Origin of the sequence: Dactylosporangium sp. NPDC000244, from assembly GCF_040300725.1 — a bacterium.
GTDB lineage: Bacteria > Actinomycetota > Actinomycetes > Mycobacteriales > Micromonosporaceae > Dactylosporangium.
Genome location: NZ_JBEPEH010000003.1, coordinates 23,691 through 36,426, shown reverse-complemented (window position 1 = coordinate 36,426; position 12,736 = coordinate 23,691). Strand labels below are relative to the sequence as shown.

Here is a 12,736-nt window from a genome sequence, read left to right as displayed (position 1 = left end):
TCCCGCGCGCATCCCGTGCACGGCGCACACCCCGAGCGCTTCCGGTGCGCTCGTCGCGCCCGCGAATGCCCGGCGGAGCCTTCTCCGACCCGTGTTATCGTTTTGCTAAATTCGAGATTCGAGGGGGCTACGTGTCGGAACTGGTTGTGGGACGGCCATCCCGGCTTCGGGTGGAGGGGCTGCGCGGCCCGCGTGGCCTGACGCTCTCCTCACCGCGGTTCTCCTGGTGGTTGCCGGTCGGCACGATCCATCAGGTGGCCTACCAACTCCAGGTGGGCGAATGGGATTCCGGTCGCGTCGAGTCCACGGGAAGCGTCCTGGTGGAGGCCGCGGGTCTTCACCTGCAGAGCCTGCAGGACCTGACCTGGCGGGTGCGCGTCTGGACCGACCTGGGCCAGAGCGACTGGTCCGAGCCGGAACGCTTCTCCACCGGGCTACTCACGTTCCCCGAGTGGGCCTCCGCCTGGATCGGTCCACATGAGACGATGCCCCTGCCGCCCGGCGGCCAGCGGCCCGCCTACTGGCTGAAGGGTGCGTTCGACCTCGACGTTGCCGTGCGGCGCGCGACCCTGCTGGCCACGGCGCACGGCCTGTACGAGGCGTTCGTCAACGGCACCCGCGTCGGCGACCTGGAGCTGACCCCGGGCTCCACCGCATACGCGCACCGCACACAGGTGCAGTCCTACGACGTGACGCCGATGCTGCGCGTGGGTAGCAACGAGGTGTCGGCACTGCTCAGCGACGGCTGGTACCGGTCGGTGAGTCCGCACATGAACATCGCTGATGGCTACGGCGACCGAACCGCCTTCCTGGGGCAGCTGCACATCGAGCTCGAGGACGGCACGACGACGGTCTTCGGCACCGGCCCGGCCTGGGAGTGCGCCCCGAGCTCGGTCACCGCGGTCGAGCTGACCCGCGGGCAGCACCAGGACCAGCGCATCACGCCGTCGGACTGGCAGCCGGTGCTCCGCGCGGACCGCGGCCACGACACGCTCGTCGGCCCGGTCGCACCACCCGTCCGGCAGGTCCAGGAACTGTCCGCTGCCGCGGTGCACAAGCTGCCGAACGGCACCCAGGTCGTCGACGTCGGGCAGAACATCAACGGCTGGCTGCGGCTGCGCGACGCGGGACCCGCCGGATGCGAGGTCTCACTGGTGTACGGGGAGGCGCTGGATGCCGGCGGCGACGTCACGATCGAGCATCTGCACTTCGCGCACCTGGACGGCGTGGCGCAGACCGACTCGATCGTCTCCGCCGGGAACGACGAGCCGTACGAGCCGCGGCACACCACCAAGGGATTCCGGTACGTCTCGATCACCGGCCATCCGCGCGACCTGGCCGTGGCGGACGTGACGGCCAAGGTCGTGCACAGCGACCTGGAACGCACCGGGCACTTCGCCTGCAGCAACGACGAGCTGAACCAGCTGCACGAGATCAGCGACTGGAGCTTCCGGGGCAACGCCTGCGACGTGCCCACCGACTGCCCGACGCGGGAGCGAGCCGGTTGGACCGGCGACTGGCAACTGTTCATGCCGACCGCCGCCTTCCTCTACGACGTCGCCGGCTTCAACGCCAAGTGGCTGCACGACCTCGCCGCACAGCAGCACCCGTCCGGGGGCGTCCCCACGATCGTCCCGGACCGGCACGAATCACTGCGCGACGAGTACCCGTTCGAAGCGGCGTTCTTCGCGACCGCGGCGGGCTGGGCGGATGCGGCCGCGCACGTGCCATGGCAGCACTGGCTCCACTACGAAGACCGCCGGCTGCTCGAACGGCTCTACCCCACGATGCTTCGCTGGGTGCGGCTCCAGGCCGGGTTGGAGAGGATGGGATCCGGCACGACGTCATGACGAACGTCCCGGGGGCCGTGATAGACCAGTCCGCGCATGCCCCAGAGATTAGCATTATGCTAAGTCGCGGGGAAGCGGTCGCGGCGCACGGTAGGCGCGAGTCAGCCACCGCGATGCCGTCCGCGGCCGCGGTGACTGCAAGCGAGTCGAATTCGGTGCGCGACACCGGCGCGCGCGGAAGTCCGCGTTGACGGGTCCCGCAGCGCGGACCCATCAACGCGTGGTGACGAGGTCAGGTCCTCAGTGCGCCGCGGTGTCGTCGCCCTCGTGCCACAGTGGTCCCCACATGCGGCCGATCGTGCTCATCACCCGGGCGTCCAGGGTCTTGACCGCCAACCCGAGCTGCCGGGCCAACGCCGGACGCAGCACGAGGTAACCGCTGAGGAAGGAGTACCACAGCGCCAGCAGAGCCCGCGGGTCGAGATCCTCGTCCCAGATGCCTCGGCTTTGCTCGTCCTTCAGGAACTCCAGCGAGCTCTCGTAGAACGGAATGGGCGCGAGCTCGTCGTCCCCGTCGAGCGCCAGGAGCATGACGACGCGGGCGAGCTGCATCTCGTCGGCCTGGGCCCGGAAGCTCCGTGCGCCACGTCGTGCCGGATTGACGTAGGCCTCCATGCCGACGCGCTCGGCGAGGGCGTGCATCTCCATGTCGAGGGCGTTGCGGAGCAGCGTCTGGCGACTGCCGAAGTAGTGGTGGATCAGGCCGCGGTTCACCCCGGCCTCGTCCGCCACGTCCTTGAGGTTCAGGCCCGCCAGCACACCCTCTCGCGCGAGCAGCTCCAGGGCGGCACGCATGAGCACAGCCTCGGTTTCCTGCCGACCCCGCCGGCGACCCTGCGCCTCGTCGTTGTCGTTCGCCGCCGCTTCAGCCATGCCCTGATATTAGCGTAGCGCCAACTCGGCGGGGGAGCCCGCTAGGACGGCATCCATGCCGGAGGCCGGCGCTCACGGAACGCCGCGATCCCTTCGGCAGCCTCCGAACTGCGGAAGAGTTCCGTGGAGAGCGTCTGCGTGAACGCGAACGCCTCCGATCGGCTCAGGGCCGGCACGCTCGACAGGAGCATCTTGGTGGCCGCCAGCGCCTGCGGGCCTCCCGCCACGATCTCGTCGAGGAGGGCACGGACCTCGTTGTCCAGGTCGGGTGGCGCGACCGCCCGGTTGATGAGGCCGACCTCGGCGGCCCGGGCGGCAGCAATCCTGCGCCCGGTCAGGAAGAGCTCCGCCGCGTCGGCCCTGGAGAGCTTGGGCAGGCGGACGACCGAGATCATCGCGGGCGCGACACCGATGCGCACCTCCGCGAAGCCGAACGTCACGTCGGTGGAGGCCAACGACAGGTCGGCCGCGGCCGCGAGCCCGACGCCGCCGCCCATGCAATGCCCCCGGAGCACGGCGACGACCGGCTTGGGCGAGTCCTGGATGCCGGCCAGCACGTCCGGGAAGGAGTACCTCGGTGTCTCCGCCGGCCCGCCCCCCTTGAGGTCGGCGCCCGCGCAGAACGTGGTGCCCTCGTGGGTGACGACGATGACCCGTACGGCCTCGTCCGCGGCCGCCGCCGAAAGTCCATCGCCGAGACCGTTGATGATGCGTGCGTTGAGTGCGTTCTTGTTCTCGGGTTCGGCCAGGGTCAGGGTGGCGATGCCGTGGCGCACCTCGTAGCGGACCGCGGTCACGGCTTCCCCTCAAGCAGCTCGACGGGCACTTCGACGTGCTTGGCCCGCAGGTACTCACCCAGGCTCTTGGCCTGCGGGTCCATCCGGCCGCTCGACGCGACCCCCTCCCCCAGCAGCCCGTGGATGACGAAGTTCAGGGACCGGATGCGGGGCAGGTCGAACCGCTCGACCTCGAGCCCATGGGTCTCCGGCATCAGCGCCTTGAGCCGGTCGATCGTCAGGTAGCCGCTCAGCCACGCGAACGCCTCGTCGGTGCGGGTCCACACCCCGACGTTCGCGTTCCCGCCCTTGTCGCCGGAGCGGGCTCCGGCGACCCGGCCCAGGGGTGTTCGCCGCGTCCGCCCACCGGCCGGCCCCGGCATCGCGGGTCGCTCGACCTCGACCGCCGGCTCCGCCCCGGTGGGCAGTGTCGGGGCGACCCGCGTCACCTCGCCGCCCACCACGACCTCGTGCGAGAGCAGGTCCGAGGGCACCGCGGCCGGCCAGTACACGCCGTACGCCTGAACGGAGCTCGGGCCGCCGAAGAAGCCGGGGTACGAGGCGAGCCCGAGTTCGGTGATCGCCGAGGTCAGCGGCTTGCCGAACTTCTTCTCGTCCGGGTCCTTGAGCGTGATGCGCAGGTTGGCGATCGCCGCCTCGTTGCGTTGCGGGTCCTCGTGGTCCGAGCGCACCAGATCGACCTCGACCGACTGGAAGCTCTCGCGTCCGCCGGGAACCGCGGCGAACAGGGATCGCACCAGCAGGTCGGCCTTCTCCCGCACGTCGAGGCCGGCCAGCGGAAACGTGAGTGACGCCTTCACCGCACCGGCCAGGTTGACGCAGACCTTCGAGGTCGCGGGCGGCGCCTCGCCGCGGACCCCGCTGATCCGTACCCGGTTCGGCGCCACCGGGGCGAGGGCGATGGTGTCGAAGCGCGCCGTGACGTCCGGGTTGAGGTAGCGCGGCCCGGCGATCTCGTACAGCAGCTGCGCGGTCACGGTGCCGACCGAGACCAGACCGCCGTGGCTGTCGTGCTTGGTAATAACCGACGAGCCGTCCGCGGCGATTTCGGCGATCGGGAAGCCCGGGTGCTCCAGGCCGGGAACCTCCTGGAAGAACGCGTAGTTGCCGCCGGTCGCCTGGCAGCCGCACTCGATGACGTGCCCGGCGACGAGCGCGCCGGCGAGGGCGTCGTAGTCGGTGCGCCCCCAGCCGTGCCACCACGCCGCCGGGCCCATCACGACGGCGGCGTCGGTGGTCCGGCCGGTGACCACGATGTCGGCCCCCCGGCTCAGCGCCTCGACGATTCCCCAGCCGCCGAGGTACGCGTTGGCGGTGAGCACGGTCCGGTCCCCGATGGCCTCGCCGGTGTCGAGGTTGCGCAGCTCGTGCCCGGCGCCCTTGAGCTCGTCGAGCCGCGGGAGCAGGTCGTCGCCGGCCACGTACCCGATCGCCGGGGCGAGCCCGAGGGTCTCGGCGAGCCGCTCGAGCGCGCCGGCCAGGCCCTTCGGGTTGAGGCCCCCGGCGTTCGCGACGACCTTGATGCCGCGGTCGAGGCAGGTGCCCATGACCTGCTCCATCTGCTTCAGGAACGTCTTGGCGTAGCCGCCGTCCGGGTTCTTGATGCGGTCCTTGGCGAGGATGAGCATCGTGAGCTCGGCGAGCCAGTCGCCGGTGAGGACGTCGATGGGACCGCCCTCGACCATCTCGCGTGCGGCGGCCAGCCGGTCTCCGTAGAAGCCGCTGCAGTTCGCGATCCGTACAGCACGCCGCGCGGTCACGCTTCCTCCAGTACGACGAGCAGGTCACCGGCCGCCACCTGGTCGCCGACCGCGACACGCAGCTCGGCGACCGTCCCCGCGTGCGGGGCGGTGATGCGATGCTCCATCTTCATTGCCTCCACGATGACCAGGAGCCGGCCCGGCTCGACCGCGTCCCCGGCGCTCACCTGGACGGCGATGACCGCACCGGGCAGGGGGGCCACGAGGCCGCCGTCGACGCCCTCGGCCTCCGGTTGGGGGAAGCGGGGCACGAGCGCGAGTTCCACGTCGCCGTGCGGTCCGTGCACCCACCAGCGCGGTCCGTGGTTGCGCACGATCGAGCGGTGCCTGATCCCGTCGAACTCGACCTCGATCTCGCGCTCGGTGCATGCGAGCACCCGCGCGGTCGTGGCGCGCTCGGCCACGGTCGCCGCGTAGCTGCCGTCGCGCAGCGCGCGGTAGGTGACCGGCACAGCGCGGTCCGCGTGCAGGTACGTGAACGTCTCGGGCGGCAGGACGCTGTTGCGCCATCCGCTCGGGAAGCGCCCCAGCGCCGACCTCGCACGGCGCCAGGACTGGGCCGCGAGCGCGGCTTGCACGGCCGCCGCCTCCAGGTCGGCCGGAGCGACCTCGCGCGAGCGCGGCGGGTCGATCGTCGTGATGAAGTCCGTGCTGGTGTCGCCGGCCAGGAACGCCGGGTGCCGCAGGGTGGCGACGAGGAAGTCGCGGTTGGTCGTCGTGCCCTGGATCGCGGTCCGCTCCAGGGCCAGGGCCAGCCGCAGCGCGGCCTCAGCGCGGCTCGGCGCGTGCGCGATGACCTTGGCCAGCAACGGGTCGAACTCGACGCCGATGCGGCTGCCGGACTCGATGCCGCTGTCGTACCTCGCTTCCGGTGCGGTCGCCGGTTCCCACACGAGCACTGTGCCGGTGACCGGAAGGAAGTCGTTGTCGGGGTCCTCGGCGTAGAGGCGCGCCTCGACCGCGTGCCCGGTGAGGGCCAGGTCGCTCTGCGTGAACGACAGCGCCGCGCCCTGCGCCACCAGCAACTGCTCCCGCACCAGGTCGAGCCCGGTGACCATCTCGGTGACGGGGTGCTCGACCTGCAGTCGCGTGTTCACTTCCAGGAAGTAGAACGCGCCGTCCGGCGCGAGCAGGAACTCCACCGTCCCGGCGTTCTCGTAGCCGATCGCCTTCGCGGCGAGCAGTCCGGCCTGCCCCATCCGCTCGCGAAGCGCCGGGCTCACCGCCGGGGACGGGGACTCCTCGATCACCTTCTGGTGCCGGCGCTGGATCGAGCACTCCCGCTCGAACAGGTGCACCAGATTGCCGTACTTGTCGCCGAGGATCTGCACCTCGACGTGGCGTGCCCCGGTGAGGTAGCGCTCGAGGAAGACCGTGCCGTCGCCGAACGCGGCCTGCGCCTCGCGGCGCGCGCCCGCGATCGCGTCTTCGAGCTCCTCCTCCCGCTCGACGACCCGCATGCCCTTGCCTCCGCCGCCGGCGGCGGCCTTCACGAGGGCGGGGAAGCCGACCCTGGTGGCCGCGGCGGCGAGGTCCGCACCCTCCTCGAGCCGCAGGGACGGAAGCGTCCGGACGCCGGCCTCCTCCATGAGGGTCTTGGCGGCGAGCTTGTCGCCCATGGCGGCGATCGCGGCGGGCGTCGGGCCGACCCAGGTCAACCCCGCCTCGGCGACGGCCCGGGCGAAGCCCGCGTTCTCCGACAGGAAGCCGTAGCCGGGGTGCACGCCGTCCGCTCCCGCCAGACGCGCCGCGTGGAGCACCTTCGCCGCGTCGAGGTAGGTCTCCGCCGCGGTCTGCCCGTGCAGGGGCACGGCCAGGTCCGCGTCGCGCACGAACGGCGCGTGCGCGTCGCCGTCGCTGTAGACCGCGACGGTGCGCATGCCCATGGCCGCGGCGGTGCGCATGATCCGGCGGGCGATCTCGCCCCGGTTGGCAACGAGCAGCGTGGTGATCACGGCCGGAACGCTCCGAAGGTGGTGGCGCCCTCGACCGGCGCGCTGTGGCAGGCGGACAGGCACAGCCCCACGACCGTCCTGGTGTCGCGCGGGTCGATGACGCCGTCGTCCACGCCCCGACCGGTCGCGTACAGGGCGAGCGACATCCGCTCGGTGATGTCCGCGACCGCGTCCGTGAGCGCCTGCTCGGCCGCCTCGTCGATCGCGATGCCCTTGCGCGCGGCCTGCCCCCGCCGCACCAGGGACGTGACGCCCGCCATCTGCTGCGGCCCCATGACCGCGAGCTTGGCCGTCGGCCACAGGAACAGGAAGCGGGTGTCGAAGCCGCGGCCGCCCATGCCGTAGTTGCCGGCGCCGTAGGACGAGCCGAGGACGACCGTGATGTGCGGGACCTTCGAGTTCGACAGCGCGTTGATCATCTGGCTGCCGTGCTTGACCATGCCGGCCCGCTCGTACTCCTTGCCGACCATGTAGCCGGTGATGTTCTGCAGGAACAGCAACGGCGTGCTGATCTTGTTGCAGAGCTGGATGAACTGCGAAGCCTTGACCGCCGACTCCGGGAACAGCGGGCCGTTGTTGCCGAGAATGCCGACCGGGTAGGCTGGGACCGGCGAACGCCTGGGCGATCGCAAGCCAGGCCTCGGCCGTCTCGCCCGTGACGGTGAGCGAGGTGTCCGAGCGATGGCGCCGATGGGTCACGAGCAGGGCGAGGTCAAGGGCCGTCCCGGTGACCCGGTCGGCGGCGTCCTGGGGTCCCCAGGTCCACAGCTGTCCGGAGGGGCCGGTGACCTCCACACGGATGGGGTCCCCGGGGTCCGTCGCGGCGTTCTGCCAGAACGAGTAGGCGCGCGCCCCGATCCCGATGTGGCAGACGCTGCGCAGCCGGTCGGTGACCACGGGCGGCAGATCGAGCGCGTCGGCGACGTCCTGACCGTGGGCCCACGTCTCCATCAGGCGGGCCGTCACGAAGCTGGTCAGCGACATGTCCGGCCCGTACCACAGCGCCCGGCGGCCGGGGTCGAAGGCGGCGAGCCCGGCGAGCAGGTCGGCTCTGGTCTCGCGCCAGGCTCGCAGGAGGCCGCGGCCGCCGAGCTCGCGGCCGGGGGCGACGTCGATACCCGGGGCCAGGCCGGACGCATGGACCTCGGCGCGATGCCGCGCGAACCCGTCCGGGTCCGTGATCGCGAACAGCGCGCGGGCGTCGAAGTAGTACAGGTGGCTGATGGAGTCGCGGATCGTCCAGCCGGCCGCGGGCGACGGCGCCTGCCACTGGCGCTCGTCCAGGTCACACACCCGCCCGTCGAGGGCGGCGTGTTCGTCCGCGAGGTCGGCGATGATCGCCACTGGGTCGGTCACAGGTTCTCCTCGTCCGCACGGGCGGCTTGTGTCGTCGTGGGCCGCTCGGCGGACCGGCCCGCGGCGCGCTGCTGCGCTTCGGCTTCGAGCAGCAGGGTGCGGGCGGCACGCAGATCGGCCTTGCCGTTGACCGCCCGCGGGATGCTCGGCAGGATGAGCACGACCCGGGGGGCCTTGTAGCCCGCGAGCTGTGTCTTGGCCCACGACCGAACCTCGTCGTGGTCCAGATCGGCGCCGGGGGCGGCCGCTACCGCGGCGGCGACGCGCTCGCCGAAGCGCTCATCGGGAAGGCCGACGACGATGCAGTCGTCGATCCTCGGATGCTGCTTGAGGACTTCCTCCACCTCCTCGGGAAACACCTTCTCCCCGGCGGTATTGATGCAGCCCGATCCACGCCCGAGGAGCACGATCGTGCCGTCCGTCTCGACGGTCGCCCAGTCACCGGGGATCGAGTAACGCACCCCGTCGACGGTGCGGATGAGCCGGGCGCTGCGTTCCGGGTCCTTGTAGTAGCCGATGGGCACGTTGCCCAGCCCCGTGATGGCGAGCAGGCCCGGGACACCGGAGCCGGCCCGGACGTCGGTTCCGTCCTCGGTGAACACCCGGGCGCCCGGCGCCGGCATGAACCGGGCGGTGTCCGTCGCGTCGTGCTTCGTCGTGGTGGCAGATCCGCCCGGACCCTCGGTCGACCCCATCAGGTCCCCGATGACCGCGGAGTCGCCCAGCACGTCGATGAGCGCGGCCTTGACGGGCGCGCTGAGCATGGCGCCGGAGCTCATGACGAACGTCAGGCTGGACACGTCGTCCTCCGCCCCGGCCGCTCTGGCGGTCTCGCGCGCCCGGGCCAGCGGAAGCGCGAACGCGTCCCCGACGATGACGAGCGCGGTCACCGCATGCGCGCTCACGGTGGCCCAGATCTCGTCGGGATCGAACGACCCGCTGGGCGCCAGGACGACGTGCCCCCCGATGGAGTGGGTCAGGAAGACCCCGAGCCACATGCCCGTACCGTGCATCAGCGGACAGGCGGGAAGCACCACCGGCGCGGCTTTGGCGGCCGCCAGGTGTCGTGCGGTCTCAATACACCAGCCGAGGCCCTGCGGCGGTGGCTGTTCGAGGAGCTCGGCGATGGAGTTGACCCAGCGCCGGGTGAACTCCCGATCGGGAACATCACCCCTTTCGGCGTCCCAGTGGTGCCGCCGGTGTACAGCATGTAGACGTCGCGCTCGTCCCTGGCCTGCCGCGGAGCGCGTTTCGCCGCGGCGATCGCGTGCTCGTACGACGTCGCGCCCTGGATCAGTGCGGCCCCGGCGTCGCCGACCTGCAACCACAGCCGCACGGCGGGGTGCCGGTCCATCACCCCGGCCACGTGCCCGGCCAGCGAAGCGTGGAACACGACCACTTCCGCGTCGCTGTTGTCCAGCACGTAGCTGAGCTCGGCGTCGAGATACCGGTAGTTGACGTTGACGGGCACCGCCCGGATCTTCAGGGCGGCGAACTGCGCCTCGAGGTACTCCGGGGCGTTGTGGAGGTAGAGCGCGACCTTGCTGCCGGCCCCGATGCCGGCGTCGCTCAGCGCCCCGGCCAGTTGAGCGGCCCGCCGCTCATAGTCGGACCAGGTGACGGTTCGGGCGCCCTGCGTGACCGCGGGCTCGTCGCCGATGACATCGGCGATGGCCTCCCAGAGGGTCGCGAAGTGGCACTCAGCGGGCACGGCCACCAATTTGCACTCCTGACTCACAGCCGATTTAGCATTACGCTAAACTTTCGATCGGGGCGGCGTCAAGAGATCCGCCTACTCGGCCCGCTCAGGCCAGACGCGCTGCCGGTACTCCGGGTCGGGGTCGCGCAGGACCCGGCTCTCCTGCGGGGTCACCCGCAGGACCCGGCGTGCAACCAGGTCGTACGCCGGCCATGCACCCAGGGGACCGTCCGCCGAGCCCGTCCGGCAGAACTGGGCGATCATCGCCACCCATCGGTCGGCGAGTGCCGGGGCGTGCGGATCGTCGGTGAGCGGATCGTCCATCGCGCCCGGATCACGCCAGCAGTTGAACGTCAGGCTGATGTCCACGCCGTGGGTGGATCGCATACGCTGCCCGGCGATGACGGTCGGGACGTCGAGCTCGTACAGGTGCGCCCGAGCGCCCGAGCGCGTCGCGCCTTCCGCCGCCTCGACTGCGCCGCGCCGGAACAGGTCGGTCCACACGAGGTCGTTGAATCGCGCGCCGTACCGGACACCGTGCTCGCGCCGCAGCCGCCGCAGGTATTCGCCTCGCAGGCCCCGTCCACCCGCCACGTGCGGCACGACCTGCAGCATCAGCAGATGCAGCGCCGGCCCGGCGAGCGGACCGAGCCGCCGCAGACCCCGCCGCATGAGGAACTCCATCGAGTCACCCTCGTGGCACGCGTATCCGATCACCAGGTCCGGGGCCCGCTCCCCCTTCGCGGCGATGAGATCAGCGACCCGCCCGCGCAGGTAGGTCTTCGCCACCTCGCGCCGCCCTCGCGCCTTCGCCGCCAGGTCGAACAGCTGGGGCCAGGAGCACTCGACGAGCCGGCGCCGCAACTCCTCCGGCGCCAGCTTGAGCTTTTTGCCGAGCTCCGCGAGGTGCCCACCCGGCCGCCGGCCGGACAGGACCGGCGCGGAGGAGGCGATGGCACCGCGGAACAGGCCGGCGGAGACGGGGGACGCGCACAACTCGACGACCGCGCCGGCGCCCGCGGACTCACCGGCGATGGTGACGCGCTGCGGGTCCCCGCCGAAGTCGCCGACGTGATCGCGCACCCACTCCAGGGCCAACACCTGGTCGTAGAAGGCGAGATCGCCCGAGCCCTCATACCCGGGCCCCCATTCCGCGACGTCGACCTGGGCGAGCGGCCCGAGCCGGTAGTTGATCGTCACGACGACGAGGTCGCCCTGGCGGGCGAGCGCGGTTCCGTCGTACTGGTTCGCAGCCCCGGAGCCACCCGCGCCCCCATGGATCCAGACGAGGACGGGCCGCGGAGCCAGGGAGGGCTCATTGGGCACATGGAGGTTCAGATAGAGGCAGTCCTCGGAGAAGCCACCCGGCGGGGTCCGGAAGATGTCGCCGAACGGAGCCTGCGGGGCCATCGCCTTCGGCACCGTGGCGTCGAAGACGCCGCTCCAGCCGAGGCTCGGCCGGGCACGCTGGAAACACTGCGGGACTGGCGTAACGCAGGCCCCAGAAGGTGCGAACACCCCCACGCACCACTCCACGCACCGCGCCCTGACGCGTGTGAACCTCACACGTCGGCAGGGCCGGGGCCGCCTCCGGCATCTCGTGAACCCCCGTCATGTCACTCCCCGCAGATGGTTCCCCCGGATCACACCCGGACCCAACTTGGTGCGACTCGGGCTGGCCTCGACTAGTTAGCACTACGCTAATCTTTGTGCAGACTACGCGGCCGCCGGGGTTGCCAGCAAGCGCGTCCACCGAACCCGCGCAGCGTCCTGCGCCCGCCCGCAGCGGTGACGCGGGTGGGCGCAGGACAGCCGGGATTCTCAGAAGAACCAGCGTTGGGCGATGTTGCCGTTGCAGGGCCACACCATGAGGAACGCGCCCTTGCTGTCGGCGGTGGTGTCCAGGCACATGCCGGTCAGCTCGTTGACGATCTCACCGGTCGTGCGCAGATCCCAGTTCTCGGCCTGGGTGAAGCTGCCGCCGGGGTTGGGAACCGGGCCGCTGTAGCAGGTGTGCTGGATGATGCCGGACCCGGCCGTCGTGCCGGCGACCGCCAGGCACTTGCCGGCACTCTTGGACCGGATGGTCTGCAGGCCGAGCACCGGCCCGCTCGCCCCGACGAGGATGAACTGCTGCTCCGCTACGTGCGTGCAGTTCCACAGCTGCGCCCTGGCCCCCTCGGCCGGGTCCTCGGATTTCATGTCCATGCAGTACCGGTGGGCGTTGGCATTCTGCAGCTGGTTGTAGGTGCGTGGGTTCAACGCCGACGCCGACGTGGCGGTCAGCCCGACCGCGGCCACCACGGCCAGGGCAACCAGGGTGGACCGGCGCAGGAACGTGCGGAACGGGTGCGTCATGATCGCGCTCCTTCGATGCGTGCTCGTCGCCGGGACGGGATCGCCCGGCATCAGCAACGCGTTCCATCCGGTGCCATACCTCCTGCGC

9 protein-coding genes and 2 pseudogenes are annotated in these 12,736 nt (G+C 71.2%); 1 reads left to right on the top strand and 10 read right to left on the bottom strand.

What is annotated here, in order from left to right; genetic code table 11:
• Nucleotides 1-65 precede the first annotated feature (65 nt).
• Entirely contained in the window at nt 66-1,850 is a 1,785-nt protein-coding gene (locus ABT369_RS04975; RefSeq protein WP_502891706.1) for a family 78 glycoside hydrolase catalytic domain, read from the top strand.
• A 240-nt stretch (nt 1,851-2,090) separates the two neighbouring features.
• Here the strand turns inward: ABT369_RS04975 and ABT369_RS04970 are convergent, their stop codons facing one another.
• The 10 genes and pseudogenes from ABT369_RS04970 to ABT369_RS04925 all read right to left on the bottom strand — a co-directional run bounded on the left by ABT369_RS04970 (nt 2,091) and on the right by ABT369_RS04925 (nt 12,648).
• A complete protein-coding gene (locus tag ABT369_RS04970; protein ID WP_350610373.1) occupies nt 2,091-2,723 on the bottom strand; it encodes a TetR/AcrR family transcriptional regulator in 633 nt (210 codons plus the stop codon).
• A 41-nt stretch (nt 2,724-2,764) separates the two neighbouring features.
• Complete coding sequence (locus tag ABT369_RS04965; RefSeq protein WP_350610372.1) at nt 2,765-3,520, bottom strand: enoyl-CoA hydratase-related protein; 756 nt, start codon at nt 3,518-3,520, stop codon at nt 2,765-2,767.
• Complete coding sequence (locus ABT369_RS04960; RefSeq protein WP_350610371.1) at nt 3,517-5,280, bottom strand: acyclic terpene utilization AtuA family protein; 1,764 nt, start codon at nt 5,278-5,280, stop codon at nt 3,517-3,519. The genes ABT369_RS04965 and ABT369_RS04960 overlap by 4 nt, the downstream gene beginning before the upstream one ends.
• Complete coding sequence (locus ABT369_RS04955) at nt 5,277-7,235, bottom strand: acetyl/propionyl/methylcrotonyl-CoA carboxylase subunit alpha (RefSeq protein ID WP_350610690.1); 1,959 nt, start codon at nt 7,233-7,235, stop codon at nt 5,277-5,279. Before ABT369_RS04955 ends, ABT369_RS04960 begins: the two co-directional genes overlap by 4 nt.
• Nucleotides 7,232-7,834 (bottom strand): annotated as a pseudogene (locus ABT369_RS04950) (carboxyl transferase domain-containing protein); the annotation flags it as partial. The gene ABT369_RS04955 and the pseudogene ABT369_RS04950, both read right to left, overlap by 4 nt.
• Nucleotides 7,835-7,886: 52 nt before the next feature.
• Nucleotides 7,887-8,579, bottom strand: a pseudogene (locus ABT369_RS04945) (TIGR03084 family metal-binding protein); the annotation flags it as partial.
• Nucleotides 8,580-8,587: 8 nt separating this feature from the next.
• On the bottom strand, nt 8,588-9,589 hold the full coding sequence (locus ABT369_RS04940; RefSeq protein ID WP_350610370.1) for an AMP-binding enzyme: 1,002 nt from the start codon (nt 9,587-9,589) through the stop codon (nt 8,588-8,590).
• A gap of 14 nt (nt 9,590-9,603) precedes the next feature.
• Nucleotides 9,604-10,302, bottom strand: coding sequence for an AMP-binding protein (locus tag ABT369_RS04935; RefSeq protein WP_350610369.1), 699 nt, complete (start codon nt 10,300-10,302; stop codon nt 9,604-9,606).
• Nucleotides 10,303-10,383: 81 nt separating this feature from the next.
• On the bottom strand, nt 10,384-11,814 hold the full coding sequence (locus ABT369_RS04930; protein ID WP_350610368.1) for a carboxylesterase family protein: 1,431 nt from the start codon (nt 11,812-11,814) through the stop codon (nt 10,384-10,386).
• Between the two features lie 297 nt (nt 11,815-12,111).
• Nucleotides 12,112-12,648, bottom strand: coding sequence for an RICIN domain-containing protein (locus ABT369_RS04925; protein ID WP_350610367.1), 537 nt, complete (start codon nt 12,646-12,648; stop codon nt 12,112-12,114).
• Nucleotides 12,649-12,736 lie beyond the last annotated feature (88 nt).

Bases quoted from the DNA above. Each gene is read 5' to 3' on its own strand.
- ABT369_RS04975 (WP_502891706.1), top strand. From the start codon at position 66: ATGCCCGGCGGAGCCTTCTCCGACCCGTGTTATCGTTTTGCTAAATTC.
- ABT369_RS04970 (WP_350610373.1), bottom strand. From the start codon at position 2,723: ATGGCTGAAGCGGCGGCGAACGACAACGACGAGGCGCAGGGTCGCCGG.
- ABT369_RS04940 (WP_350610370.1), bottom strand. From the start codon at position 9,589: ATGTGGCTCGGGGTCTTCCTGACCCACTCCATCGGGGGGCACGTCGTC.
- ABT369_RS04925 (WP_350610367.1), bottom strand. From the start codon at position 12,648: ATGACGCACCCGTTCCGCACGTTCCTGCGCCGGTCCACCCTGGTTGCC.